This window comes from Pseudomonas sp. A125, from assembly GCF_055409485.1.
This window is the reverse complement of the sequence record NZ_JBUZVP010000010.1, coordinates 168,740-194,184: the sequence shown is the minus strand read 5'-3', so window position 1 is coordinate 194,184 and position 25,445 is coordinate 168,740. Positions and strand designations below refer to the sequence as shown.

The following is a 25,445-nucleotide window of genomic DNA, read 5'->3' as shown; positions in this document are numbered from 1 at the left end:
TCCTTTACTCATCAACCCGTACTTCACGGAACATGCCCATTTCCATATGGAAAAGCAGGTGGCAGTGATAGGCCCAGCGACCTAAAGCATCGGCGGTTACTCGATAGCTGCGCTTGGTACCCGGTGGCATGTCGATTGTGTGCTTACGTACCATGAACTTGCCGTTTTCATCTTCAAGGTCGCTCCACATTCCATGAAGGTGGATGGGGTGCGTCATCATGGTGTCGTTTACCAAGGTGATGCGAAGACGCTCCCCGTACTTGAGACGAAGGGGCTCAGCATCAGAAAATTTGATGCCGTTGAAGGACCAGGAAAACTTTTCCATGTGACCGGTCAGATGCAGCTCAATGGTGCGATTGGGCTCTCGGCCATCAGGGTCCTGGAAAGTGCTCTTCAGATCTGAGTAAGTGAGCACCCGTCGACCGTTGTTCCGCAAACCGATACCTGGATCGTTCAGTTTTGGCGTTGGGTTCATGGCCTGCATGTCAACCAACGGGTTGTTGGTTTCGGACGCTGGGTGAGATTGCATCTCGCCTCCCATACCGCCCATCCCTGCCATCTGGCTGTGGTCCATGCCGGCCATGTCGGACATGTCGCCTTTGTCCATCCCCGCCATCTTGCTGTGGTCCATGCCGGCCATGTTGGACATGTCACCTTTGTCCATACCTGCCATCTTGCTATGGTCCATGCCGGCCATGTTGGTCATGTCACCACTGCCCATGCCGGTCATCCCGGTCATGTCACCTTGGTCCATTCCCTGCATCTTGCTGTGATCCATGCCAGCCATACCTGACATGTCACCCTGTTTCATATCGCCGCCGCCCATGCCAGCCATGCTGCCATGGTCCATGCCAGCCATACCGCCCATGCCCATGTCATCCATGGTCAACAGCGGACGCGGATCGATCGCCGGTACCGGTGCTTTCAGTCCTTCACGAACTGCCAAGGTCCCCCGCGCATAGCCGGTTCTATCCATGGACTGGGCAAAGATTGTGTAAGCCTCCTCGGTGGCAGGCTCAACAATCACATCATAGGTTTCTGCCACGGCGATTCGGAATTCATCGACACTGACTGGTTGGACATATTGGCCGTCGGCCGCCACCACGGTCATTTTCAAACCAGGAATGCGAACATCGAAATAGCTCATCGCTGAGCCATTGATAAAGCGCAGGCGTAGCTTCTCGCCAGGCTTAAAAATACCGGTCCAGTTGCCGTTCGGCGCTTGGCCATTCATGAGGTAGGTGTAAGTATCCTCGCTGACGTCTGCCAGATCAGTTGGGTTCATTTTCATTTCGGCCCACATTTTCCGGTCGGCGACGGCAGCAGACCAACCTTGCTTGCTGACGTCGTCGATGAAGTCGCCCACGGTACGTTTGTGGTGGTTGTAGTAGTCCGATTGTTTCTTGAGTTTGGCCATGACGCGCCCAGGATCCTCATCGGTCCAGTCAGTCAGCATCACCACATAGTCGCGATTGTATTGAAACGGCTCAGGCTCTTTCGAATCGATGACTATTGGCCCGTAAACACCTGCCTGCTCTTGCAACCCAGAATGGCTGTGGTACCAGTACGTGCCGTTTTGATGCACCTTGAACTTGTATTCGTACATGCCGTCGGGCGCGATGCCGTGGAAGCTCAAACCCGGTACGCCATCCATGTTGGCAGGCAAAATAATGCCGTGCCAGTGGATGGAGGTGTCTTGATCCAGACGGTTCTTCACGCGCAGAGTGACCGTCTCCCCTTCGCGCCAACGCAGCAAAGGCCCCGGCAACGAGCCATTGATGGTCATGGCTGTGCGCGGCGAGCCAGTGATGTTTACCGGCGTTTCACCAATAAACAGATCAAATTCGTTGCCGGTGAGGACGCTCGGCAGGCCGGGACTGGTCACTGCCCATACAGGAGTGCGCCACAGACCAAGGCCACCAAGGATGCCGCCGGCGGCCAGGCCTTTAACGAATGTCCGTCTAGAGGTTTTGGAATGCATGCCGTTTATTTCCAATCAGTCAAAAGGGAGCCGTTCAAATCAACCCGTGAGTTGGCAAGATGAGCTTCGCGTACCGAAAAAAAGACGAATTTTTCATTGCAAGCGAGCTCAGAAATTGCCACATCTAAACCACCTTCGTGATTACATTTCTGTCAGCTTGGCCGCGTGCCTGATCGTTCAGCAGTTTTTATGGTCCATCGCTTTGGCTTTGCTTTCAGCGACAGGCGGTTGAGCGCTCTGCGTTTGAGCTACCTGGTACGATTCCATCGAATTCGTCCTGGCCACTTCCATACGTGCGAAAGTCCGGTCACCACCGCCTTCAGCCATGGCCAGAGTGGAAACAGTCAGCGCTGCGACGACGAACAAGGTTTTGATGGTGTTCATATGGGCTACCTCAGATGTGTGAAAATATCCCCTCTGAATCACATCATGGATTGGACTCTTTGGGGGTGAGCAAAAGACTCAGTTGGACTATAAGAGACACCCCCTGTCAGGAAGCTTAGGCCAATATTACAGTTGTGTCAGTTTGGAATATTTTTCTTGAAGTACACGCTATTTAATACGTATGGTCTCCATCTTTTCGCATTGCGCGACTTTTATTGAATATAAGATTGAAGTGTAATCATTGCTTTGGGTTCCATTAATTCTCACGGAGGCGATGTTCTAGGTCTCTGCATTAAAATTAATAGGAGACTTGAATGCTCTGCTGCAACAGCTGGGTGTTCAATGATCAAAGAAGATAGTAATGCCACCGAGGGTGATTAATTGTGAGTATTAATTTTGAGAAAGCATTAGGCTCCGCAGAAAGAGCGTTAGTTTATCGTGGCCAAAGAGCTGAGATCTTAAGTAACAATATCGCGAACGCTGACACTCCGAACTTCAAAGCCCAAGACTTGGATTTTTCTACTGTGCTCGCCAGCCAAACCAAAGAACCTGCTACCACTGCGTTTTCTTTGAAAACAACAAACGCAAAGCATTTTCTTAAGAAAGAATCGGCGGTGGCTATATACGGGCGCGACTTGCTTTACAGCACGCCGGCTCAGCCTGCCTTGGACCAAAATACTGTCGATCAGCAGGTCGAGGTCGCGAAATACACGGAAAACGCGATACGTTTCGATGCCGCTTTTACTCGGCTAAATGGAGCATTCAAGGGTTTGCTCAAAGCTCTGCGCGGTGACTAGCAGCATAGGCGCATGCGAGCCAACTTTGGCCGATACAGCGGCTCAGGTACTTTCGGATTCAAAGGTATTCACCATCAGACGACGCTCTACTCAGGAGCAGGCGTCTCCATTCAATGGCTGATCTTGGAAGGAAAACCAACAGCCTCCACAGCTTTACGGAGCTGTTCAGCGTTTTCGCTACTTTCAACACTCACCTTACCGGTTGATCGATCGACGGAGACCGTAGCGTTGTCGTCCAGTGCCTGGATCGCTCTGGTGATTTTGCCGACGCAGCTGCCGCAACCAATGCCTGATACATCTAAGACGACCATGTGAATTACCCTCGTGCTGAGCGGTGTCTTTTCCCCGCAGCGACAGCATCGACGTTGACACCATGGCAAGGTCAACGATTATCTAATCAAAGCCGTGAGCGCAGATTTCGAGAAGTTTTACGGGACTTGACCACTCGGCTGCTAATTAGCTCGCTACCATTTGAACGGTTTCCAGGAGTGCGCCCTATTGTTCTCGTCGGTAAAGGTCGGCTAACGGCAACATTGCGGCTCTCTCGCTTGATCCAACGATTTTGTATGCCTCTCGTTTCGTCAACGGCTTTGATCTGTCCTCCCGCGAACCTTGCATAGGTATAGGGGGGAGGCCTATCATGCGACCCTATATAGGTAGGGGGGGTATAGCGTGGGTCATATCGCATCACACAAAGACGATCTTCTTAAACGTGTAAAACGTATTGCCGGGCAAATTCAAGCTGTTGAACGAGCATTGGAATCGGACTTCGACTGCGCCAAGACACTACATCTTGTTGCGGCCACTCGGGGTGCCATCAACGGGCTGATGGAGGAGATCATCGAGGATCACGCACGAGCACATGTCGCGAACCCCGCGCTCAGCGAAGAAGAGCGTAACAAGGGCGTCGAAGAGCTTCTTGAAGCTATCCGCCGGTACTCCAAGTGAATGCATCCAGGTAAACACGTATGAGCAGGACCGACATCGATTACACACACGACCACGTGTTTCTAGGCTCAGCGCACGATGAGAATGCCAAGCGTACGCTTTGGGTTGTAGCACTCACGGTGGTAATGATGATCGGGGAGATCACCGCCGGCTATATCACGGGTTCGATGGCGTTACTGGCCGATGGCTTCCACATGGCAACCCATGCCGGCGCATTGGGCATCGCGGCGGCCGCTTACGGATACGCAAAACGCCACGCTACCAGCCAGCGCTACAGTTTCGGTACAGGAAAGGTTGGAGACTTGGGCGGGTTCGCCTCGGCGCTGATTCTTGGCATGATTTCGTTGGGCATTGGCGTTGAATCGTTCATGCGTTTGTTGCAGCCAACACCGGTTCAGTTTGGCACCGCGACCCTCATCGCCGTTGTCGGTTTGCTCGTCAACATTGTCAGTGCCCTGCTGCTGGGTCATGGGCATGGGCATGGGCATGGACATGGACATGGGCACGACCACGATCACCCTCATGCCCACAACGGAAACGACAACAACTTGAGGTCCGCCTATGTCCACGTCGTTGCAGACGCGCTGACGTCGATTCTGGCCATCGCTGCCTTGCTTGCCGGTCGATATCTGGGTTGGGTGTGGCTCGACCCGGTCATGGGTATCGTCGGCGCTATCGTTATCGCGCGTTGGGCCTGGACCTTGATGGGGGTAACTGCGGGCGTGTTGCTCGATCAGACCGACGCGCACGTTGCCGAGGAAATCCGCGAACTCGTTGAGAAACCTGGTGGCGCTACCATTACAGACTTGCACGTTTGGAGGGTGGGACCTCAAGCGTGCGCGGCGATCGTCAGCGTTCTAGGTGAAGCCACTGTGAACGCCGAGAGCATTCGTGAGCGTCTCAAAACAGTTCACGAAGTCAGCCACCTGACCGTCGAGTTCCGGCAGACATGACTCAGCGCCTGTCCAGCACAACCTCTATAGGACACACCGATGCCGCCCGGTAAACGTGAACTGGCTCGGATCGAGCGCCAGTTGATCGTCACGCTCACCGACGCGTGCGAAACAGCAAAGGACGAGATAAAGGGGTTTATTTGGCTCACTCACACCGCTGACCTAAGTGCGTTGGCTGAAACCCTGAAGGTCATCTGGGTGTTCGAAACCCTGGCTGACAGGAAGCGGGCCGAGATTGACGCGAAGGCCCGCATCTTTGAGTTGACGGCGATCGCCTTGAAAGAGGCCAATCTTGACCTGCCTGTTTCAGACCGCAATGTCCGCTTTGACTCGGAGCAAGAGTGCCAACGCACGCACATAGGCGACTGGAAACGTCGCGTGGCTCAACTACATAAAGCTAAGGGGGACTGACCATGGCAAAAGAAATCGAGAATCCTTGTATCTCGGTTTGCCAACTCAGTGGTGATCTGTGTGTGAGCTGCGGGCGGAATAAGGAAGACATCAGAAAGTGGAAGCGCATGAAGCGGCCCGAAAAAATGGCCGCTGTGCAAAGGGCGAATGCGCGCTTAAAGGGATTGAAGAAAGCACATGGATCGCCATTCCCCCCGAGTTAAAACCGCTGCAATTTTGAAGGTCAGTCAACTCGGGTATTCCTCAGCCTCAATGCATTGAAAACTACCGACGCGGAACTGACGCTCATGGCTATGGCAGCGATCATTGGCGACAGGAGGTGCCCCGTCAATGGATAGAGCAAACCAGCGGCAAGAGGTATACCCATTGAGTTGTAGAGAAAAGCAAAGCCCAAATTCTGGCGCATGTTTTTAACTGTGGCGACCGAAAGAGCTCGTGCTCGTAAGATCCCCATCAGGTCACCTTTGACCAGCGTGAGTTGCGCGCTATTCATCGCCACGTCAGTCCCCGTTCCCATGGCTATCCCCACATCTGCTCGCGCCAGGGCCGGAGCATCGTTGATACCGTCACCTGCCATGGCCACTTTTCGCCCGTGTTGCTGTAGGTCTGCCACCAGACGTTCCTTGTCTTGGGGTTTGACTTCACCGTGGACCTCTTCAATCCCCATCTCCCTGGCGACAGCCCGAGCGGTAGTAAGCCCGTCCCCAGTAGCCATGATGATTTTCACGTTGTGAGCCTTAAGCTTGGTGACGGCCTCTTTTGAGGTTGGCTTGATCGGATCTGATACGGCCAACAAACCTGCCAATGCGCCGTCGACGGCGAGGTAGATAATACTGATGCCGTCAAGTCGCAACACCTCAGCGCGCTCTTGTAGGGAGTTGGTGCTCACGCCTGCGGCTTCCATCAACGCTGTGTTCCCCAGCTGGAGCTTCTTGCCATCGACAACGCCACTGACGCCGATACCCGAATCCGACTCAAAGGATTCGGGCTTGGTGAGCTTTATGTTCTCGGCTCGGGCGTGATCGACGATCGCATGTGCTAAAGGATGCTCACTGCCCTGATCAAGGCTGGCAGCCAGGTGAAGGACGTCGTCGGGATTGAAGGTGGGAGTGGCCTCCACGCTGTGAAACACGGGCCGTCCCTCTGTCAGGGTGCCTGTCTTGTCGACAATCAGCGTGTCGATTCTGCAAAGGCTTTCAATTGCACTGGCATCTCTGAACAAAACACCCATGCTGGCTGCTTTACCTGTCGACACCATGATCGACATAGGCGTAGCAAGTCCCAACGCACAGGGACAAGCGATGATCAGCACGGCGACAGCGTTGATTAGACCAAACACCCAACTGGGCTCAGGGCCGAAAAGCCCCCAACCGATAAATGTCATTATCGCAATCGCGATAACACCCATCACGAAGTAGCCGGCAATCGAGTCGGCCATTCGTTGCATCGGCGCCTTGGAACGCTGAGCTCTCGCGACCATCTGTACGATCTGGGACAGCATGGTTTCGGCACCGACCTTCTGGGCCTCCATCACCAGGCTCCCATGCGTATTCAGCGTGGCGCCGATCAGGCTATCTCCAGCTTTCTTCATTACCGGGACTGGCTCGCCAGTGAGCATCGACTCATCCACCGCACTTTCACCCTCAAGTACCGAACCATCAACTGGCACCTTTTCACCCGGTCTGACCCGTAAGTGGTCTCCCAGGTGCACATGTGTGAGAGGAATGTCTTCCTCCTGGCCATCGGCATTGATCCGGCGTGCAGTTTTGGGCGAAAGGCCGAGAAGAGACTTAATGGCGGCGGAAGTTTGTGATCGGGCTTTGAGCTCAAGGATCTGGCCAAGCAACGTGAGCGAGATGATGACCGCTGCCGCTTCGAAGTAAACGCCGATACGTCCATCTTGCATGAAATTGGAGGGAAAACTTTGGGGGAAGAGCGTTGCTATGACGCTGTACAGATAAGCTGCGGCGGTGCCCAACCCAATCAGAGTCCACATGTTGGGACTGCGATTTTTAACCGAGGCCAGTCCCCTTACAAAAAAAGGCCATCCTGCCCATAAGGTCACGGGTGTCGCCAGAGCGAACTCGATCCAGTTTTGAGCCGAACCATGAAGAAGTTGTAACGAGTGACCCGCCATCGCGAGCACGGTTACGACCACGGTTAAGGGCAGCGACCACCAGAAGCGGCGATTGAAATCCCGGAGTTCAGGATTTTCTTCTTCATCAAGCGCCGGCATGACAGGCTCTAGTGCCATGCCACATTTAGGACAGTTACCGGGGCCGGTCTGCCGTATTTCAGGATGCATCGGGCACGTAAATTCAGTGCCCGTTTGTACCGCAGACTCCGGCGTTGTGCTGCCTGACTCGTTGCGCACCACGTGGCCACTGTAGCGCTCAGGGTCCGCTCGAAACTTCTCCTGACATTTCAGGCTACAGAACCGATACGTCTGTCCTTGGTAAGTCTCAGCAAATTTACTCGACGAAGTGACTGCCATTCCACACACCGGGTCATGTAGATCAGCATCATCCCGGGAAGCAGCATGGGTGTGATTATGGTCGTGATGGCCAGAGGTGGTAGGCATGTCTATTCCCCTTGTAAGGTGCTACTAGAAATGAGCATATTCAGTACAACGCTGATTTGCGGCTCCACAGTGGTGCGGTGATGTTTCCGCACGGACCCCGGCTGAGAAGCGTTGCTATGTTACTTGCGACTTAGCGTAGCCAACTCTTGCGTCGGGCCGGCAGAAACAGCCGACTCCGGTTTATTTCAGATCAAATTCGCCGACCATTCCCGATTGGTAATGCCCCGGCACGTTGCAGGCAAACTGAAGCCCTGCACTGTCGTTGAAGGTCCAGATCAGCTCTTGGGTTGAGCCAGGCTCAATCAGGACACTGTTAGGGTCGTCATGCTCCATTGCGACCATCTTCATTCCGCCCATGCCGTGGCTCATGCCGCTCATCTTCCCGGTACCGGTAGGGCTTAATGTTCCGTTCTTGAACATGCTTGCCATTTCTTTCTGGTGTGCTGCATGAGCAGCGGCTTTGCCGATGTTGAACTCATGCAGCAGCGAACCCTCGTTGCGAAGGACAAAGCGGATTGTTTCACCAGGTTTTACGTCGATGCTTTTAGGCTTGAAAAAAATGTCGCCCATCTCGACCTCTACAGTGCGGGTAACGTCAGAGGCCACACCAGGCTGGCCTATGTCGTCTTGTCCATGCCCAGCATTAGCCATAGCCGTAGCAGCGAAAAAAAGGGTCATTGCTGCGATGAACGGGGTAGCGAGCGTAGTTTTCATGGTGACCTCAGGAATACGTGGGAACATTGGCTATGCTAATGATGCTCAGCTGCCAGCTAACTGACTTGGGCATTACTTCTTTGTCAGTTTTCTAAATAGATACGGCGTCCAATTGACGCCGCAACAAGATGCTGACAAGTACTTATCCTGGGGGCGTTTATTGATGGTTTTCTGAAAGCATCAATTTGTGCTCGCGCTGCATCTGGCGCAAAACGTCGTCAACAATTTTGTCGTGCTTCTCCATCCAGGCTAGATGCTGTTGGGGTGACATTGAGGCATCTGGGTGATCGTTGTGGAGCTGGCTCATGATGTCGCCAAGCATCTTCATGTGTTCTGCCATGTGGACGTGACGCTCTCCTTCAGGGGCTTGTTCAGCTTTCATCAACGTGGCCTCGGCCTTGTCGCGCAAACCTTCCATACGCTCAATCACACGATCTCCGCCGCTTTCAGCCCACACAGAAGCCGAGACCAGTATCGAGCTTACAAAAAACAGCATTTTCAGGTGGTTCATCGGGGTAGCTCCTCATGAGGGAATCCGACTTCCATACGATTCATCGCTCAGAGGTCGGTCGAGCACCAATGAAGTGCTCATGTCTGAACCCTAGCCAGCACTCGCTGACATCTACCTGAAGCCAAGATTACTTTTCTGTCAGTTGCTGGTTGGCTGCCAGTTTTCGTTGCAGACTCCGCTTAACCTTTATCTGAGAACGACCTCATGAGACTTCTTGTCGCTGAAGACGAACCAAAAATAGGTATCTATTTGCAGCAAGGGCTCAACGAGGCCGGGTTCAATGTCGACCGTTTCACGAATGGAAAAGAGGCGCTTCAGCACGCTTTGAGCGAAGCCTATGATCTGCTGATTCTCGACGTCATGATGCCGGGTTTGGATGGCTGGGAAGTCCTGCAGAAGGTGCGCGCTTCCGGGAAAGACGTCCCGGTGCTTTTTCTCACCGCCAGAGACCGCGTTGAAGACCGAGTGAAGGGACTTGAACTCGGTGCGGATGACTATCTGATCAAACCCTTCGCGTTTTCTGAATTGCTTGCTCGAGTCAGAACGCTGCTGCGTCGCGGTAGCAGCGCACCTTCGCAAACCTTTATGAAACTGGCTGACCTTGAAGTGGACCTGCTCAAGCGTCGAGCCATCCGAGGAGGCAAACGCATAGACCTTACGGCCAAAGAGTTCGCGTTGCTTGAGCTTCTGCTGCGTCGTCGAGGGGAGGTGCTGCCAAAGTCTCTTATCGCCTCCCAGGTTTGGGATATGAACTTCGACAGCGATACCAACGTTATCGAGGTTGCAGTGAGACGGCTCAGGGCCAAGATAGACGACGATTTTGAGGTCAAGTTGATTCATACCTCAAGAGGAATGGGTTACATGCTCGATGCACCAGATTCGGAGTCGTGATGAACCGGATGTCCCTGACGACTCGTATGAGTCTGATGTTTATGCTCGCGGTAACGGCCGTGCTCACGGTCGCCGGACTCAGTTTCAATAACCTCAGCCGGCATCATTTCAAGATGCTGGATCAGCAGGCATTGTACGAAAAACTCCACTCGACCCAGCGGATCTTGTCCGGGCTGAGCAACATCGATCAATTCAGCGAGGCTAAACCGGAGTTAGAAGCGCTGCTGGGCGCACACCGTGATTTGACTGCGCTTATCATCGATGGCGACGGCAAGGTGCTGTTTGCGGATCCCGGCCCGGTCGACGTTCCGAAGGCGTTTCGAACAACCACAAACACAACCGTCTGGGAATGGCGGGAGCAAGAGCAGATGTTCCGTGGTGTGACTGCGCAATCCGTAGTGACGGGACAAGAAAGGCCATTAACTGTCATGTTGATTTTTGACGTTACGCAGCATATGTCCTTTTTCGAGACGCTCGAACGATGGTTTTGGATAGGGTTGGTGATCAGCGCATTGGTCAGTGCTGCACTCGGCTGGATGGTAGCTAGCAGTGGCATGCGGCCTATCCGCCAGGTCACATGGGTTGCTGCCTCCATGTCAGCAAAATCACTCAAGGAGCGTATTCCCCTGGCACCCGTTCCGAAAGAGCTTCAACAGATGGTGTTGTCGTTCAACGCCATGTTATCCAGGCTCGACGATGCATTTGTCCGGTTATCCAACTTTTCGGCAGACATTGCCCACGAACTACGGACCCCCGTGAGCAACTTGATGACCCACACTGAAGTGGTGCTTTCGAGAAAAAGAAACATCGAGGACTACGAAGACAATTTGTACTCCAATCTTGATGACTTGAAGCGCATGAGCCGGATGATTGATGACATGCTTTTTCTGGCGAAATCTGACAATGGTCTAATTACGCACGAGAGCAAGCCAATAGACCTGGTGGCTGTCGTGGAAAAATTGCTTGAGTACTACCGCCTGTTGGCTGATGAACGAGGGATCGAGCTCAAGGTTTCAGGACGGGGGAGCGTGCGAGGTGATGTTCTTATGCTCCACCGAGCGATTTCCAATCTGCTCTCAAATGCGCTGCGCTACACCTATGAAGGGACGTCAATCAGTGTCGATATTCAGCACAAGGATGCGTCGGTAACGGTTGTCGTGGAAAACTATGGTGAGCCCATTGCCCCCGAACACCTTGAAAAGCTGTTTGATCGTTTTTATCGCGTGGACCCAGCGCGGCGAGAAGGAAGTCCGAGCAACGCAGGGCTAGGTCTGTCAATTACCCGATCAATTGTCGAAGCGCACAATGGCAAGATCTGGTGTACGTCAGGCGACGGGAAAACGGCTTTTCATCTTGAGTTTCCGGCCGTCGATTCCACGGTTAGCTGAGCGACAAAACATTGGGACCAACGACGTCTTGGCGTTCTGCGTTTGCTACGCCTCTGCGGATTTTTCAAAGTGATTGAGCTCCCCTGTCCTGCGGTACGCCGTGTCTTTTCCAGGTCTTGCTACGCTCAACGATTAGATGCCAAACATCGGATCAAGCTGACTGAAATGTAATCGAACAGTTTGTGATCGTGTGGCATCGTGTTCTCGCACTGTGACGTTAGGGCTAGCGAGTTTCTCCTGTTCAACCTGGCGAAGAGGACGGGGGCTCCAAGTTAATCAACAGTGGTTTTTAAAGAAATTAAAAACTAGTTCCTCCCAAAAAACCTCGAATCAACAGCGCTTGCTGTGAGGAGTCTTGCATGTCATTCCTTAAAACTACGTCCGTGGCTGTTGCAATCACTGCTGGTTTGCTTCTGAGTGCAGTGGCCCAGGCACATCCAAAACTACTTTCTTCCACTCCGGCAGAAGGCTCGGATGCGGCGGCTCCGTCGAAAATCGAACTGCATTTTTCTGAGAATCTCACCACTCAGTTCTCCGGTGCAAAGCTGATCATGACCGACATGCCAGGCATGCCTAACTCACCCATGGGTGTAAAGGCCGCCGTCGCTGCTGGTGGTGATCCGAAAACCATGGTGATTACGCCGGCTGCACCGCTGACCACCGGCACCTACAAAGTTGAATGGCGTGCAGTGTCTTCGGACACCCACCCGATCACCGGCAACTTTTCATTCAAAGTGAAATAATCCATGAGCGACTCATTAAATATCGTGGTTCGCTTTGCTCTCTATTTTGACCTGATGTTGTTATTTGGACTGGCCATATTTGGCTTGTACAGCCTCAGGGGAAAGGAAAGGGTATCGGGCACGGTCTTGAACTTTGAGTCGCTTCTCTACGGTACTTCTGTTGCAGGTGTAGTTCTGTCCCTTGCTGCGATGTTGTTGCTTGCAAAAGCAATGAGCGGTGTATCGGAGCTTATGGAGCTACATCACCACATTTTTGAAATGGTCATCATGGGCACCGACGTTGGGCTGACCTGGATGGTTCGGATAGCCGCCTTGGTGGGGGCAATTCTGGGCGTCGCGTTGAATAAACGATATCCGACACCCAGCCTCTGGATCGTCACCGTCTGTGGAGCAATCGCGTTGGCCACGCTAGCCTGGACGGGGCATGGTGCCATGGACGAAGGCAGCCGCCGCTACTGGCATTTTCTCAGCGACATTTTCCATTTATTAGCGGCAGGTGGCTGGTTGGGTGCTCTAGCGGCCTTCGCTCTACTGCTACGGTTGAAATCGCTGAAGGGTGAGGAGGAAGCACGTATTCTTGCCCGCGTGCTGACTGGCTTTGAGTCGGCCGGCGGTGTGATTGTTGCGATCATAAGCGTTACGGGAGTAGTAAATTACCTTTTCATCGTCGGTCCCAACCTTGATGAGGTCATGCTCAGTACCTATGGCCAGTTGCTGTTTTTGAAGATCCTGCTCTTTGCCGGGATGATCGTTTTAGCGACGCTGAACCGCTTTCACTTAAGCCCGCTATTGGAGCGCTCGGTTCGCAATGGTCAATACTCTGTAGCGGTCAATGCCTTGCGCCGCAGCATGAAATTCGAATTCCTGATGGCAATCCTCATCATCTGTCTTGTCGCATGGTTAGGCACGCTAAGTCCTGAAATGGAAATGAGCGCGCAATAGAGGTTTCTGGCAGCTAACCCAGAAGCCTGGAGCGTGATTGTTAGCACCATTTCTACTGGCTACACTTCAGCCCATGACACGCTGTCTACGGCTTTGCCTGATTTTCCTGATTAGCCTGGCGCTTCCCCTCAGCGGGATGGCGGGTGTTCAAGCGCCGGAGAGCCATGTCCAATGAAACCCTTGGATGGCGGATGACAACATGGGCCAACGCTGCCGCCGTGACATGAAGTCCCCCGAACTCGGTGAACCCCGTAAGCCGAGCAAGGGTGCAAAACAGGCGGTAAGCTGCACATTTCAAAGCGGCAATGAATTTACCCTGTCGCACGGTTAAGCACTTTGCGTCAGAAATTTAATAAGCACGGAGGTGTCGGTGGTTCAATAATGATAACTGAGCACGGTTAACTTAGAGCTATTACCATCGATTTTCCCACATGTCGCCGCATGCGGTTTTAATGGGATGGCAAATTTGCGAACCACAGGACAATCCTAAGGCACGCATCCTGAAATAAACCAAGATAGCGGACTTTATTGCACAATGACGATTCTCACCTCGTACAATCTCTACGCACATGGAGTCTTTTGCCGCGTTAACTACGATTCGACAATGATTCAATGATGCGACATTGCTCTATAACACCACCGTGGCAGCAAACACTCAGTCGTGTCAGTTCGGCTTCTAAACCTCGTAAGTCCTGAATACGGATTCGAACTTGTTGGAGTTGCCCTTGCACTTTCGCATCCACAGCGGCGCAGGAAGCGTCGCGTCGGTCAGCCAGGCCGAGTAGATCGCGAATGTCATCGACGCTGAACCCAAGCGCGCGGCTGCGACGGATAAACAGCAGCCGGTTGCGCTCTTCATCTGTGTAAAAGCGATAACCCGACGGTGATCTTCCAGCAGAAGGCAGCAGCCCTGACTGCTCGTAATAGCGGATGGTTACGGCTTTGGTATCGGTCAGCTTCGCCAAGGCACCGATCGTGTACGTGGGCGCATTCATTTCTCTTGACCCTATAGTTGCTGGAATCCTCATTCTACTCGCGTCAGGCAACAAGCAAATCCTTGCTCACCGTTCTACCGATCGCCAGGCCTCTGATCGATGAAAACCCTCCCCGCCGATCTCTTCAACTCGAGTTTGGACGCTTTGCTCTGCACATGGCTGCTTACCTTCGTAGCAGAGCTTCTGTGCTGCTCGTCGGCCGCCGCATAGGGCAAGTGCCCTGTGTGCTTTGCTGTGAGGACGGGATGCCGCCTGATATTAGCGTCACGAAATAGGACGCCGTTGATGCCAACACCGTAGGCGCGAGGGGAAGCAGCATTTCCTATCTACTACCGGCCACTTACTCACTGTGATCACGTTGAACATGAATGGTCGCTGGTGGATGCCTTAAGGCATCGAAGAATCTCTTGACCTTATAGTGGCTATAAGGTGTTCACTCTCGCCATGAAAAGCGGAGAGCGTTCTCATGAAAAACTGTTGCGGTGACGAGCAAGCACCAAAAAAGCCAGCGGGCGTGGACGTTTTTGACCCTGTCGCATCCGGGAGCTGCTGTGCGACTTCCGCAACATCGGGTGAAGACGAAACCGATCGAGATCGAACTACCAGTTGCTGTTCTTCTAAGACCTCGGACGTGAATCCTGCGCTTTCAACAACCAAAAGTGCGGATGGCTGCTCTGCTGGAGGCAACGGCGGAAAGACAAGCTGCTCCACTTCATCTCCGACATCTTCTCAATATCCACCTACCGAACCGAACGAGCCCACCACCTCGGTTGTTACCGATGCATGTTGCTCTGCATCTGGAACGGATGGCCCAAGCGCGTGCGCATCCAAAGTGTCATCAGCCGTTGTCAACGACACGGCTCGCTTGAGTCGTTTCCGGATTGGGCAAATGTGCTGTCCTACCGAGCAGGCGATGATTGAGGGCAAGCTTGCAAAGATGCCTGGAATTCAGAAATTGGAATTCAACATGATGAACCGTACTCTAGGTGTCTGGCACGAATTGCCACATACCCTGGGAATCGAAGCGGCCGTGTCATCGCTTGGTATGCAGGCGGAACCGTTGAATGGCGCGGTCGACGTACCAGGCGCGGATAAGCAGCAAAGCCAGTTTGAAGCTGAATCACTGCGCAAAAGCACCTGGTGGCCGTTAGCGCTGTCTGGTATTGCTGCGGTAGGCGCGGAAATTTTGCATTTCACCCAGGCAGCCCCCGAATGGGTGATTGCTGCTGTAGCTTTAATCTCGGTAGCACTCTGCGGGCCCGCGACTTACAAGAAAGGTTGGATCTCTCTCAAAAATTTCAATCTCAACATAAACGCGTTGATGAGCATTGCGGTGACGGGAGCGGTCCTGATTGGGCAGTGGCCAGAAGCGGCGATGGTCATGTTTTTATTTACTGTTGCCGAATTGGTTGAGGCCAAGTCGTTGGATCGTGCACGCAATGCGATCAAAGGACTGATGGACTTGACCCCAAATCATGCAACGGTGCGCCAGGCAGACGGCAGTTGGCTGGACGTAGATGTCAAAACCGTCCAGATCAGCTCCTTGGTTCGAGTTCGCCCCGGCGAGCGCATTGGTCTGGATGGCAACGTGATCTCCGGCAACTCTACCGTAAACCAAGCCCCTATCACCGGGGAAAGCTTGCCCATCGAGAAAGCTGTCGGTGACCCTGTTTATGCCGGCTCGATCAATGAGTCCGGTTCCTTCGAGTACCGCGTGACGGCTGAGGCCAGCAATACGACACTGGCCCGGATTATTCATGCTGTGGAGGAAGCCCAAGGTTCACGCGCCCCGATCCAGCGGGTCGTCGATAAGTTCGCCAAGGTTTATACGCCATCGGTGTTTTTCTTCGCCCTTGCCGTTGCGATATTCCCGCCCCTGTTTATGGCCGGATTATGGGCTGACTGGATTTATCGGGCGCTGGTGCTTCTGGTAGTCGCTTGCCCTTGCGCACTGGTGATTTCGACCCCGGTGACCATTGTAAGCGGCCTCGCGGCAGCGGCGCGAAAAGGCATTTTAATCAAGGGCGGGGCGTACCTGGAAAGCGGTCGCAAGATCACCCATCTGGCCTTGGATAAAACTGGGACCATTACCCATGGCAAGCCCGTACAGACCGATTTCCTGCCTCTAGCTGATGGATTATCTAGAGATTATCGCATTGCCGCCGCGAGCCTTGCCCAACGTTCGGATCATCCGGTTTCGCGGGCTATTGCCAAACAAACGGCCCAGCAATCGCTGCGGTTGCTGGAAGTGGATAACTTCGAAGCGCTGCTGGGCCGAGGGGTCCGCGGCGAGATCGAGGGTAAGCGCTACCAGTTGGGTAACCATCGTTTGTTGGAGGAGTTGGGGTTCTGCTCACCTAATACCGAAGCCGCCCTGGGCCACCTTGAGCGGCAAGGGAAAACTGTAGTCATTCTGTCCGATGACAAACGGGCGCTGGCGTTGTTTGCAGTCGCCGATACGGTAAAAGCCACCAGCCGAGCCGCAATCGAGGAGCTTCACGCGTTAGGTGTGAAGACTGTGATGTTGACAGGGGACAACCCACATACCGCGCTGGCAATTGCCGCGCAGGTAAACATTGACGAGGCCAAGGGCAATCTCCTACCGATCGATAAGCTCAAAGCCATCGAAGCCTTGATCGATCATAAAGGCACCGTCGGCATGGTCGGTGACGGAATAAACGATGCCCCTGCGCTTGCTCGGGCTGATGTGGGCTTCGCGATGGGGGCAGCTGGCACCGATACGGCGATCGAGACTGCTGACGTAGCAATCATGGATGATGATTTGCGCAAGATTCCTGCCTTCATTCGTCTCTCCCGCCAGACCGGAGCAGTACTTACGCAAAACATTGCGCTCGCGCTGGGCGTTAAAGCCATCTTCCTAGCCGTTACGCTCACTGGTCACGCTACGATGTGGATGGCGGTATTCGCGGATATGGGGGTAAGCCTGTTGGTAGTACTGAATGGCCTGCGCTTGCTGCGCAAATGATACGGACACGATGCCTGCTTTGCTGTTCCAAGACCTGGATCCCAGTGGGTGATACCGCACGAGCAAGAGTCAGTGCTTTTCAAAAAATACCAGTTTCAGATGTACTGGAACGGTTACTACGGAATAGCCAATGAACGGTTTCCCAATGACAGCTCGTGTACAGCCGCCTACTTTGTGGTGGGGAATTGCAGCGGTCCTGGCGTTGATCGATCAAAGTCTAAAGCTTGGCGTCGAGCACCTTTATGAGCTGGGCTCATCGGTCGCCGTAGGCTCATTTTTCAACATAGTGCATGCACGCAATACCGGCGCCGCGTTCAGCTTCTTGGCTGACGCTGGAGGCTGGCAGCGTTACCTTTTCGTTGTTGTTGCGCTAGCCGTAGCATTGACGCTCGTCGCGATCCTTCAACGGGAACGTCACTGGAGCGAAGCCTTGGGCTATTGTCTCGTTTTGGGTGGGGCTGTTGGCAATCTTATCGACCGTTCTTTGCGAGGCTTTGTCGTGGACTATCTGGATTTTCACTATCAAGGCTGGCACTGGCCCGCGTTTAATCTCGCAGATATATGTATTGTCAGCGGCGCATCGTTTTTATTGGTCATAAGCGTGATTAGCCCCGCGTCGCCAAGCAAACGTTGACGATGGAGCGCCACCTTCCAGTACGTGTCCTAAGGTGGTCTGGTCGCGCATGGCTAACGCCTGGGTTAGCGGTTTTTGCTGGGCATGCTGGTCATCAAGATTGGCATCAGCATCAGGCTCACCAAATAGCTATAGGTATCGACGTGCCTGTAACAGTGGAATGCCTGCCGCGTCAGCACACCGAGTTTGCAGTGTTTATTCCAGCCGGTGTTCGGCATCGAATCAGCGGAGCCCTCATCGTTTCAATCTACTTGGACGTCTTGGCAGAAGAGGGCCAGGTTTTGCCGAAGACCATGACGCCGATTCCGATCAATATCGCCCCGGCTGACGCCGCACTAATTGCTGACTCCTTGAAGGCAGGCGCGGGAGACACTCGGTCCGCAGTGCGAAAAGCCCTACAGATAACCGATGCACCTCCAGTCGCCGATCCTCGCCTGGCAATAGTCAGCACGGCCATTTACCAGGGCATGGTACGACGTGAAGAGTTGGCAGCACTGGTACACCTGTCCCCAACTCGATTCTCGCATTGGTTCGTGGAACAAACCGGTTTGCCGCTGCGTAGCTATGCTAAATGGCTACGACTGACCCAAGCTGTTCGACATCTGGCATCCGGAGAACCTATAACCACCGCTGCGCACGCGTCAGGCTTCTCCGACTCAGCCCACTTTTCCAGAACCTTTCGCTCGCTGTTGGGTATAGATCCCTCATCGGCGCTCGCCGAAGTGAGCTTGCATTAAGCGACTAGGTTAGAGGCTTGCGGCCTTAGCTACAGGCCGCTCGCCGATTGGAATAGTTAAGCTTTTAGAGCCAGGATTCGACGTGCGCCGTTCAAAACGATCAGGCCAACGACCGTACCAATCACCAAGTCTGGGTACGGAGACCCTGTCCAAGCGACCAATGCTCCTGCAGCGATTACGCCAACGTTCGCAATCACATCGTTGGCTGAGAAAATCCAACTCGCTTTCATGTGTGCTCCTCCTTCGCGGTGGCTGTAGATCAGCCACAGGCAAGTGACGTTTGCCACCAGCGCGACGGCGCCTATCCCCATCATCAGCATCGATTCAGGTTCACTGCCATAGAGAAAGCGTCGAGCAACTTCCAAAAGCACACCCAAAGCTAGAATGATCTGAAACATACCTGCCAGGTGTGCTGCACGTACTTGCATTCCCGCGCTGCGGCCGACCGCAAAGAGGGCCAGCCCGTAAACGGCCGCATCAGCAAACATGTCCAGCGAGTCGGCAATCAGCCCCGTCGATTGGGCAATCAGGCCAGCACTCATTTCGGCGAGAAACATTGCACCATTGATGCCGAGCAATATTTTTAATGTGCTGGCTTCCTTTGAAGCGTTTTGCTCTTCATTGGCACTGTTGGCTGATACGGACTCTGGGCTGATGGGCTGCGTATCTAATAGCCTTGCCCCCAAGCCAAGTGACTCCAACTTGGTAGCGATCTGCTCTACGGCCCCTTCGTGAAAAACACTCACCTGTCTACCGGATAGGTCAAAAGAAAGTGAAGCTATTTCCTGCAAGCCATTCAGCGCGAGTCTGATCATCCGTTCTTCGGAAGGACAGTCCATTTTTGGTACTGAAAATTTGCTGATCCATGTCCCTTCATTTAATGGCTTAGCTGCTGCTTCTGGGCCTGCTGAAGCCGGGCCACAGCCACAGGATTTGTCACACGAACTCATGGGGCCGCTCCTCTAAATACACTTGATCCTGTCGATTACAAACCTTCTAGCCGCTATAAGGTCAAGCGAGGATATTCATCATTCGATTGTAGCTCTTTCGTTCAATCCAAACGCCAGCCTGTGACTTATCGTCTTCGCTTCCTAAAAGGAGGTGAGCGATGATCATTATTTTCCGATACGTCATACGTTGGATGAGCTATCCGCTCATATTTGGTGGCACCGCTGCGTTCATGGTTTGGGCGCTTTACACCGGGATTCCGCCATGGCCCACAACACTCCTGATCGCTATTGTGAGCTTGTTCACGATCGCCGCGCTGGAGCAATTCCAACCCTTTCGTCAATCCTGGCTCGAAGATCATCAAGACACCTCGACCGATTTATTGCATATGCTGGTCAACCTTTCTGTCATTCAGTTCACTGCTGAAGTCCTCGCCAAGCTTGGCGATGCGGTGCCGGCATCAGTTCGCCTTTTTCCCAGCGAGAGTCCCCTCTGGTTACAGCTGGTTCTGGTCGCAACCGTCCTCGATTTAAGCCTGTATGTCATGCATCGCATCAGCCATCGGGTGCATTGGCTGTGGCGTATGCACATGATTCATCACAGCGCTGATCGCCTTTATTGGATGAATGGGGAGCGCAGACATCCGCTGCATGCGGCGCTAATGGCCGGACCGGGGCTGGTGGTTCTGCTCGCCTCAGGTGCGCCGTCGGCCGTTATCGCGACTTGGTTCAGCATCTTGACCGTTCATTTAGCCTTCCAGCATTCGAACCTGGACTACTCGTTGGGCTGGTTACGCAACGTGATTGGAGTCGCCGAGACACATCGCTGGCACCATAAGCGAGAGTTCGAAGATGCCCAGGTCAACTTCGGAGAGTTTTTACTTATTTGGGATCACCTATTTGGAACCTTCTATGACGCAGCAAACAAGCTCGGTGATGCGCAGGTAGGGCTAAAAGAGCGAGACTTTCCAACAGGCTATCGTGCGCAGCTAATCGCGCCGTTTAGGCGCAAGCCTCAGAACCATATGATCTGAAGTTGCGTACCACGAAACGCCTATTCGCGCATTTACTGCCATGTGTTGTAGGGTAAGCGTCCAGCCAACACACCTTCCGAACTCCAGCATTAAGGGCGATGGTGTCCGCGTATTTTTAAGCGGACGCGATCGCCCTTAACGTCAGGATTTCCATGCGCCAACGAAGCTCTTACCCGAAACCCTTCAAGGCCCAGGTTGTTCAGGAATGCCTGCAACCGGGCGCAACCCTATCCAGCGTTGCCATCAGCCACGGCATCAACGCCAACGTTATCCGCAAGTGGCTACCGCTTTATCGAGATCAGTCGCCAGCGGCGTTGCCAGCTTTCATTCCATTGAGAGCTACGCCCAAACGGCAAACGGAAGCGTTGGCAGTTATTGAGCTGCCATTTGGCGAGCAATCGATCTCAGTGAAATGGCCAACGTCCGATCCTGAAGGCTGCGCCCGCTTTGTCCGTGGGCTCACTCAATGATTCGCATCGATGCCATCTGGCTCGCCACCGACCCCATGGACATGCGTGCCGGCACTGAAACTGCGCTGGCCAGGGTGATCGCGGTGTTCGGTGCGGCGAAGCCGCACTGCGCTTATCTGTTCGCCAACCGCCGCGCCACTCGTATGAAAGTGCTGGTGCATGATGGGATTGGCGTCTGGCTGGCTGCTCGCCGGTTGAACCAAGGCAAGTTTCACTGGCCCGGCATTCGTAATGGCTACGAGATAGAGCTGGATGCTGAGCAACTTCAAGCGTTGGTGCTCGGCCTACCTTGGCAGCGTGTTGGGGTTGGCGGTGCAATCACACTGCTTTAAAAAGCTGTAATTAGCGCCTTGGCCTACTGCCGCAAGCGACCTGCTTTGGTAAAATCCAGGGCATGACTTCCTCGCCCAATCTCGATCAGATGACCCCCGACCAACTGCGCGCCTTCGCGGCGCAGTTGCTGTCGCAGGTTGATTCTCTCGGGCTGCAAGTCGACAGGATGGGCAAGAAGAACGACCGCGACCAAACCATCATCGAGCAACTCACCCACGAAATCGCTTGGTTCAAACGTAACAAGTTTGCCAAGCGCAGTGAGCAATTGAGCCCTGCTCAAGGCAGCCTGCTCGATGATCTGCTCGACACCGATATCGCGGCCATTGACGCCGAGCTGAAGGCGTTGAATCCGCCGGCTGCGTCGGCCGAGCCACGCAAGCAGCCCAAGCGTGTTCCTTTGCCTGCGCAGTTTCCGCGTACCGTGATTTATCACGAACCCGACAACACCCAATGCCCCTGCGGCTGCCAGCTCCAGCGGATCAGCGAGGACGTCAGCGAGAAGCTGGATTACACGCCGGGCGTGTTCACCGTGGAGCAGCATGTGCGCGGGAAATGGGTCTGCCGCGAGTGTGAAACGCTGACTCAGGCACCGGTTCCGGCCCAGGTAATCGACAAGGGTATACCGACCGCAGGGCTGCTGGCTCACGTGATGGTGGCCAAATTCGCCGACCATTTGCCGCTGTATCGCCAAGAGAAAATCTTTGGCCGCGCTGGCCTGGCTATCGCCCGCTCGACACTGGCGCAATGGGTCGGCCAGACCGGCGTGCAGCTCCAGCCGTTGGTCGATGTGCTACGCGAAACGGTACTTGCCGAAGGCGTGATCCACGCCGACGAAACGCCAGTGCAAATGCTCGCGCCGGGCCAGAAGAAGACCCACCGTGCTTACGTCTGGGCCTACTGCACTACGCCGTTTTCGGCGGTCAGGGCAGTCGTTTACGACTTCAGCCCGAGCCGTGCGGGCGAGCATGCACGTAACTTCCTTGGCCAGTGGGATGGCAAGCTGGTGTGCGACGATTTCGCCGGCTACAAGGCAAGCTTCCAGCAAGGCATCACCGAAATTGGCTGCATGGCCCATGCGCGCCGCAAGTTCTTCGATCTGCACGCGACGAACAAAAGCCAACTGGCCGAACAGGCGCTGCACTCAATTGGCAGCTTGTACGAAATCGAACGGCAAGCGCGGGAAATGACCGACGAAGATCGCTGGCGAATACGTCAGGAAAAAGCGGCACCCATTATCGACGCACTACATACCTGGATGATGGCCCAGCGCGATCTTGTGCCCGAAGGATCGGCTATTGCCAAAGCTCTGGATTACAGCCTCAGGCGCTGGACGGCACTGGCTCGATATCTCGAGGACGGCGCTGTGCCCATCGATAATAACGCGGTCGAAAATCAGATAAGGCCATGGGCACTTGGACGCTCGAACTGGTTGTTCGCCGGGTCACTACGCAGCGGTAAGCGGGCAGCCGCGATCATGAGCTTGATCCAGTCAGCACGCATGAATGGGCATGATCCGTATGCCTATCTCAAAGATGTACTGACGCGGCTGCCGACGCAGCGTGCCAGTGAGATTGATCAACTGCTGCCGCATCGGTGGATGCCCGCCTGAGTCACGCAAGGTGACTTCGGCGGACGCTTACGTTTTACGGGCAGCTATGCTGACTGGTGTGATTGATAGTTCGACTCGATTTTTGAAGTGGGTCGGAGGGACGAATGAATCTTGAGGGCCTAGCCGAACTGCTTTCCGGTGGCGAAAAACTACCTGGATGTGAGCTAGCTCATTCAGACGCCTTGGCACTGGTCGGATTTTACTTCCCTGGACGCGCCTATTGTCTAGTCGCTGACTGGACAGTGGTTGATATAGCGGTCTCCCCCCGTCAGTTAAACGCCGTTGCTAGAAGAGGAGTCACTCCTACTTTGGTCAACGCTTTATGTGTTATCCACGATAGCAAAGGACGTTTCCCTCGCGGTCACTGGGTAAGAACTTCATTGGGGGTTTCGTTCACCCATGATTGCCTGTTCGAGACAAAAAACACCGTTTATGTGTTGATGGGACCCGGTCGAAGGGTACGAACAGACCTGGACGTCGCGCAGAGCCTGTACTGAAAGTCACTGGTGCGCAATGTGGCAGTCATCGACGTTCAGCGTTTTAGGTTTCGTCCGCCTCAGCCATCCCTATATTTTTCCGGTGCTTACCAAGACTTAGTGTTGGCCACGTATCAGCAATCGCCCCCTAGAACTTGGCTTGATAGGGGGTAGCCTGTCTACTTCAGAGGAGCCGAGCGGCGTGCTTGCTATAATTCAAACGAATGGTTCACACCCCCAGAATCCTCGGCGATGGCGGTTGGTTTTCTAAGGTTAAGCGCAAATTCTAGCGGAGTGGCAACACATGACTATGCCCTGCGAGCGTACCCGGAGTATCGTCCAAACAGGCGAGTTCTTGCGTGAGCTGTCCAGAGATCAGACTCTCCCAGAATCTGTTCGTCAGCAGGCAAAACGCCTCCTGCGGCATTACCCAGAACCATGGGTGATCTTTGGGATCGGCTCCTTCGAAGAGCTGCTTCAAACAAAGGGTCCGAGCGATCCAACGCGAGAGTTCGCGATAGTGGTCCACACTCCCCAGTTGAGCTCCAGCACTGACGGATAAGGCTGGAAAAACTTCCTCAGACTGAGTCTATGATAGAGACCATGGTCTGTGGCAATCCGCGATGGTGCTGTCCGCGCTTCAACGCTCCGACCCTCGTGTTGATGAACGGCATAGATTCTTATGCTGTATGCATGTACAGTTAATGGGTTCTTGCGGCCTTACTCATTGCCTAAGTGTTGAAGCCCTTAGGCGGTGTCATGTGCCGAGATAAGCCCTGAAGTTTGTTGGGTAAGGTGTTATTTTCAGTGATTCCATATTGATACTATCGGAACGGAATTCGACCTATGATCACACTGAAAACTGCCATTATTCACAGCTTCAAGAAGCTGGCCAAGACCAGCTTTATCTCCGAGGTGGTCAAGAAGGATGTGGCGCTCGATACTGAAAATCCTGCGTTGCATTTTCTGGTCAATGGCATCCACGGCCTCATCGGCAAAGAAGGCAACAGCGTGGTCTATGGACAGTTTGCCAATGATGACCGTCAGGGGCCGTTTCCAGAGCGCTTCACCGCGTTCGTAGAAGTACAAGATGATGAAGCGCAATTTATCGACTTGACCCACTTGGCAATGGACCAACTGGTGGAGCAAGCCGGTAATCAAGTCTTGTCGACTGGTGGACACATCCTTTGCGCCCAGTACACCTCGGGCGCAACCGACTTTTTCCTGGTCGCCAGCATGAAGGAGCGCGGTGGTATTCAGCTGGACGAAAACTATGTGCCGAAGGAAATTCAAGAGGTCGATCTCAACAAGGTTCAGCAGGCCGCCAGGATCAACTTGGCTAGCTTCGTGGCCATAAAGGCTATGGCTGCTGCGGCCGCTGCTGCGCCTGAGCAGGATGAGGATGACGCGGAGGATGAAGTGGATTCAACCTACCTGTGCTTCATCAGCCGCGGCCGTGATAGTCAGGCATCTGACTATTTCATTTCTGCACTGGGTTGTGCGAAAGGAGTGGCCTCCGGACGCGCTACCAAAAATGCCATTGATAACGTTGCCCGGTTTTTTCGCGACAACAAAGCGTTAAAAAGCTTTGGTTATAAGGCCAAAGAGGCGGTGATCAAATATCTGGAGGAGCAGTTGGCCGCAGGTAAGTCCGCACGCCTGGACGCCATCTGCCACGTCGCTGTCGCACACGTACCCGCTGACTTAGTGGATGAAATCGTTGGGCTGAAAGACTATTTGAATAGTGAGAAACATAAGGTGCCGGACGACTTTACGGTCAATGCGAAATCGCTGAAAGAGAAGACCCGTATCAAGGGGGACGCTGCTAACTGGTCGTTGCAATTCGAGCGTGGAGCGTTAGGTAAGGATCCGGCCGCAGACGTTTACTATGATGAGGGACGGAAGAAGTTGACCCTGTCCAATCTGACTGCCGAACTGGTTGGTGTGATCGAGAAAGAATTGCTGGCTAGGGCTGGCTAA

Annotated in this window: 27 protein-coding genes and 1 pseudogene; 20 read left to right on the top strand and 8 right to left on the bottom strand. The window is 53.9% G+C overall.

Features of this window, described 5'->3' with window-relative positions:
- Positions 1-4: 4 nt before the first annotated feature.
- Positions 5-1,981 carry a copper resistance system multicopper oxidase gene (locus ACZRN6_RS16040; protein ID WP_019816896.1) on the bottom strand — a complete coding sequence of 659 codons (1,977 nt, stop codon included), beginning with the start codon at positions 1,979-1,981 and terminating at the stop codon, positions 5-7.
- 177 nt (positions 1,982-2,158) lie between these two features.
- Entirely contained in the window at positions 2,159-2,365 is a 207-nt protein-coding gene (locus tag ACZRN6_RS16035) for a co-regulatory protein PtrA N-terminal domain-containing protein (RefSeq protein WP_019816895.1), read from the bottom strand.
- Between the two features lie 383 nt (positions 2,366-2,748).
- Between ACZRN6_RS16035 and flgB the strand changes: the two genes are divergently transcribed.
- On the top strand, positions 2,749-3,162 hold the full coding sequence (gene flgB, locus ACZRN6_RS16030) for a flagellar basal body rod protein FlgB (RefSeq protein ID WP_019816894.1): 414 nt from the start codon (positions 2,749-2,751) through the stop codon (positions 3,160-3,162).
- Positions 3,163-3,272: 110 nt separating this feature from the next.
- Here the strand turns inward: flgB and ACZRN6_RS16025 are convergent, their stop codons facing one another.
- Positions 3,273-3,473: a heavy-metal-associated domain-containing protein gene (locus ACZRN6_RS16025; protein ID WP_019816893.1), complete on the bottom strand. Its 201-nt coding sequence runs from the start codon at positions 3,471-3,473 to the stop codon at positions 3,273-3,275.
- Between the two features lie 361 nt (positions 3,474-3,834).
- Here ACZRN6_RS16025 and ACZRN6_RS16020 point away from each other — a divergent pair, with 361 nt between their 5' ends.
- The 4 genes from ACZRN6_RS16020 to ACZRN6_RS16005 are packed head-to-tail and all read left to right on the top strand — an operon-like array spanning position 3,835 to position 5,677.
- The gene (locus ACZRN6_RS16020; RefSeq protein ID WP_019816892.1) at positions 3,835-4,110 is read left to right on the top strand and encodes a metal/formaldehyde-sensitive transcriptional repressor; all 276 of its coding nucleotides are present in this window, start codon (positions 3,835-3,837) and stop codon (positions 4,108-4,110) included.
- A gap of 20 nt (positions 4,111-4,130) precedes the next feature.
- Positions 4,131-5,063 carry a CDF family Co(II)/Ni(II) efflux transporter DmeF gene (gene dmeF / locus ACZRN6_RS16015; protein ID WP_019816891.1) on the top strand — a complete coding sequence of 311 codons (933 nt, stop codon included), beginning with the start codon at positions 4,131-4,133 and terminating at the stop codon, positions 5,061-5,063.
- A gap of 39 nt (positions 5,064-5,102) precedes the next feature.
- Positions 5,103-5,474: a hypothetical protein gene (locus tag ACZRN6_RS16010; protein WP_045061253.1), complete on the top strand. Its 372-nt coding sequence runs from the start codon at positions 5,103-5,105 to the stop codon at positions 5,472-5,474.
- 2 nt (positions 5,475-5,476) lie between these two features.
- Positions 5,477-5,677: a DUF1289 domain-containing protein gene (locus ACZRN6_RS16005; protein ID WP_019816980.1), complete on the top strand. Its 201-nt coding sequence runs from the start codon at positions 5,477-5,479 to the stop codon at positions 5,675-5,677.
- Positions 5,678-5,697: 20 nt separating this feature from the next.
- Here ACZRN6_RS16005 and ACZRN6_RS16000 read toward each other — a convergent pair whose 3' ends face one another.
- The 3 genes from ACZRN6_RS16000 to ACZRN6_RS15990 form a co-directional block, all read right to left on the bottom strand.
- Positions 5,698-8,055 (bottom strand): heavy metal translocating P-type ATPase, encoded by a 2,358-nt coding sequence (locus ACZRN6_RS16000; RefSeq protein ID WP_024014913.1) that lies wholly within the window; start codon positions 8,053-8,055, stop codon positions 5,698-5,700.
- 180 nt (positions 8,056-8,235) lie between these two features.
- Positions 8,236-8,769, bottom strand: coding sequence for a cupredoxin domain-containing protein (locus tag ACZRN6_RS15995; protein WP_019816982.1), 534 nt, complete (start codon positions 8,767-8,769; stop codon positions 8,236-8,238).
- Positions 8,770-8,926: 157 nt separating this feature from the next.
- Positions 8,927-9,280, bottom strand: a complete 354-nt coding sequence (locus ACZRN6_RS15990) for a co-regulatory protein PtrA N-terminal domain-containing protein (RefSeq protein WP_024014911.1) — start codon at positions 9,278-9,280, stop codon at positions 8,927-8,929.
- Positions 9,281-9,484: 204 nt separating this feature from the next.
- Between ACZRN6_RS15990 and ACZRN6_RS15985 the strand changes: the two genes are divergently transcribed.
- The 5 genes and pseudogenes from ACZRN6_RS15985 to ACZRN6_RS15965 all read left to right on the top strand — a co-directional run.
- Complete coding sequence (locus tag ACZRN6_RS15985) at positions 9,485-10,171, top strand: heavy metal response regulator transcription factor (protein WP_019816984.1); 687 nt, start codon at positions 9,485-9,487, stop codon at positions 10,169-10,171.
- Complete coding sequence (locus ACZRN6_RS15980) at positions 10,171-11,559, top strand: heavy metal sensor histidine kinase (protein ID WP_019816985.1); 1,389 nt, start codon at positions 10,171-10,173, stop codon at positions 11,557-11,559. Before ACZRN6_RS15985 ends, ACZRN6_RS15980 begins: the two co-directional genes overlap by 1 nt.
- Before the next feature lie 359 nt (positions 11,560-11,918).
- The gene (gene copC / locus ACZRN6_RS15975) at positions 11,919-12,302 is read left to right on the top strand and encodes a copper homeostasis periplasmic binding protein CopC (RefSeq protein WP_024014909.1); all 384 of its coding nucleotides are present in this window, start codon (positions 11,919-11,921) and stop codon (positions 12,300-12,302) included.
- Positions 12,303-12,305: 3 nt separating this feature from the next.
- The gene (copD, locus tag ACZRN6_RS15970) at positions 12,306-13,244 is read left to right on the top strand and encodes a copper homeostasis membrane protein CopD (RefSeq protein WP_019816987.1); all 939 of its coding nucleotides are present in this window, start codon (positions 12,306-12,308) and stop codon (positions 13,242-13,244) included.
- 73 nt (positions 13,245-13,317) lie between these two features.
- Positions 13,318-13,541: pseudogene (locus ACZRN6_RS15965) on the top strand (hypothetical protein); the annotation flags it as partial.
- A gap of 290 nt (positions 13,542-13,831) precedes the next feature.
- Here the strand turns inward: ACZRN6_RS15965 and ACZRN6_RS15960 are convergent.
- Positions 13,832-14,239: a MerR family transcriptional regulator gene (locus ACZRN6_RS15960; RefSeq protein WP_019816989.1), complete on the bottom strand. Its 408-nt coding sequence runs from the start codon at positions 14,237-14,239 to the stop codon at positions 13,832-13,834.
- 913 nt (positions 14,240-15,152) lie between these two features.
- Here ACZRN6_RS15960 and ACZRN6_RS15955 point away from each other — a divergent pair.
- From ACZRN6_RS15955 to ACZRN6_RS15945, 3 genes are all read left to right on the top strand, one after another.
- The gene (locus tag ACZRN6_RS15955; RefSeq protein WP_232392676.1) at positions 15,153-17,225 is read left to right on the top strand and encodes a heavy metal translocating P-type ATPase; all 2,073 of its coding nucleotides are present in this window, start codon (positions 15,153-15,155) and stop codon (positions 17,223-17,225) included.
- Between the two features lie 130 nt (positions 17,226-17,355).
- The gene (gene lspA / locus ACZRN6_RS15950; RefSeq protein ID WP_019816991.1) at positions 17,356-17,859 is read left to right on the top strand and encodes a signal peptidase II; all 504 of its coding nucleotides are present in this window, start codon (positions 17,356-17,358) and stop codon (positions 17,857-17,859) included.
- A 143-nt stretch (positions 17,860-18,002) separates the two neighbouring features.
- A complete protein-coding gene (locus ACZRN6_RS15945) occupies positions 18,003-18,596 on the top strand; it encodes a helix-turn-helix transcriptional regulator (protein ID WP_225568928.1) in 594 nt (197 codons plus the stop codon).
- Between the two features lie 56 nt (positions 18,597-18,652).
- Here ACZRN6_RS15945 and ACZRN6_RS15940 read toward each other — a convergent pair whose 3' ends face one another.
- Positions 18,653-19,546: a cation efflux transmembrane domain-containing protein gene (locus ACZRN6_RS15940; RefSeq protein ID WP_032872266.1), complete on the bottom strand. Its 894-nt coding sequence runs from the start codon at positions 19,544-19,546 to the stop codon at positions 18,653-18,655.
- Between the two features lie 158 nt (positions 19,547-19,704).
- Here ACZRN6_RS15940 and ACZRN6_RS15935 point away from each other — a divergent pair, with 158 nt between their 5' ends.
- From ACZRN6_RS15935 to ACZRN6_RS15905, 7 genes are all read left to right on the top strand, one after another.
- Positions 19,705-20,577 carry a sterol desaturase family protein gene (locus ACZRN6_RS15935; RefSeq protein WP_019816994.1) on the top strand — a complete coding sequence of 291 codons (873 nt, stop codon included), beginning with the start codon at positions 19,705-19,707 and terminating at the stop codon, positions 20,575-20,577.
- A 152-nt stretch (positions 20,578-20,729) separates the two neighbouring features.
- Complete coding sequence (gene tnpA, locus ACZRN6_RS15930; protein ID WP_082069254.1) at positions 20,730-21,047, top strand: IS66-like element accessory protein TnpA; 318 nt, start codon at positions 20,730-20,732, stop codon at positions 21,045-21,047.
- Positions 21,044-21,379, top strand: coding sequence for an IS66 family insertion sequence element accessory protein TnpB (gene tnpB / locus ACZRN6_RS15925; protein WP_045062372.1), 336 nt, complete (start codon positions 21,044-21,046; stop codon positions 21,377-21,379). The genes tnpA and tnpB overlap by 4 nt, the downstream gene beginning before the upstream one ends.
- A 62-nt stretch (positions 21,380-21,441) precedes the next feature.
- Positions 21,442-22,989, top strand: a complete 1,548-nt coding sequence (gene tnpC / locus ACZRN6_RS15920; protein WP_115148494.1) for an IS66 family transposase — start codon at positions 21,442-21,444, stop codon at positions 22,987-22,989.
- A 104-nt stretch (positions 22,990-23,093) separates the two neighbouring features.
- Positions 23,094-23,486, top strand: coding sequence for a DUF6957 family protein (locus tag ACZRN6_RS15915; protein ID WP_404942396.1), 393 nt, complete (start codon positions 23,094-23,096; stop codon positions 23,484-23,486).
- A 283-nt stretch (positions 23,487-23,769) separates the two neighbouring features.
- Entirely contained in the window at positions 23,770-24,027 is a 258-nt protein-coding gene (locus tag ACZRN6_RS15910) for a BPSL0761 family protein (protein WP_045060513.1), read from the top strand.
- 284 nt (positions 24,028-24,311) lie between these two features.
- On the top strand, positions 24,312-25,445 hold the full coding sequence (locus ACZRN6_RS15905; RefSeq protein WP_045060514.1) for a nucleoid-associated protein: 1,134 nt from the start codon (positions 24,312-24,314) through the stop codon (positions 25,443-25,445).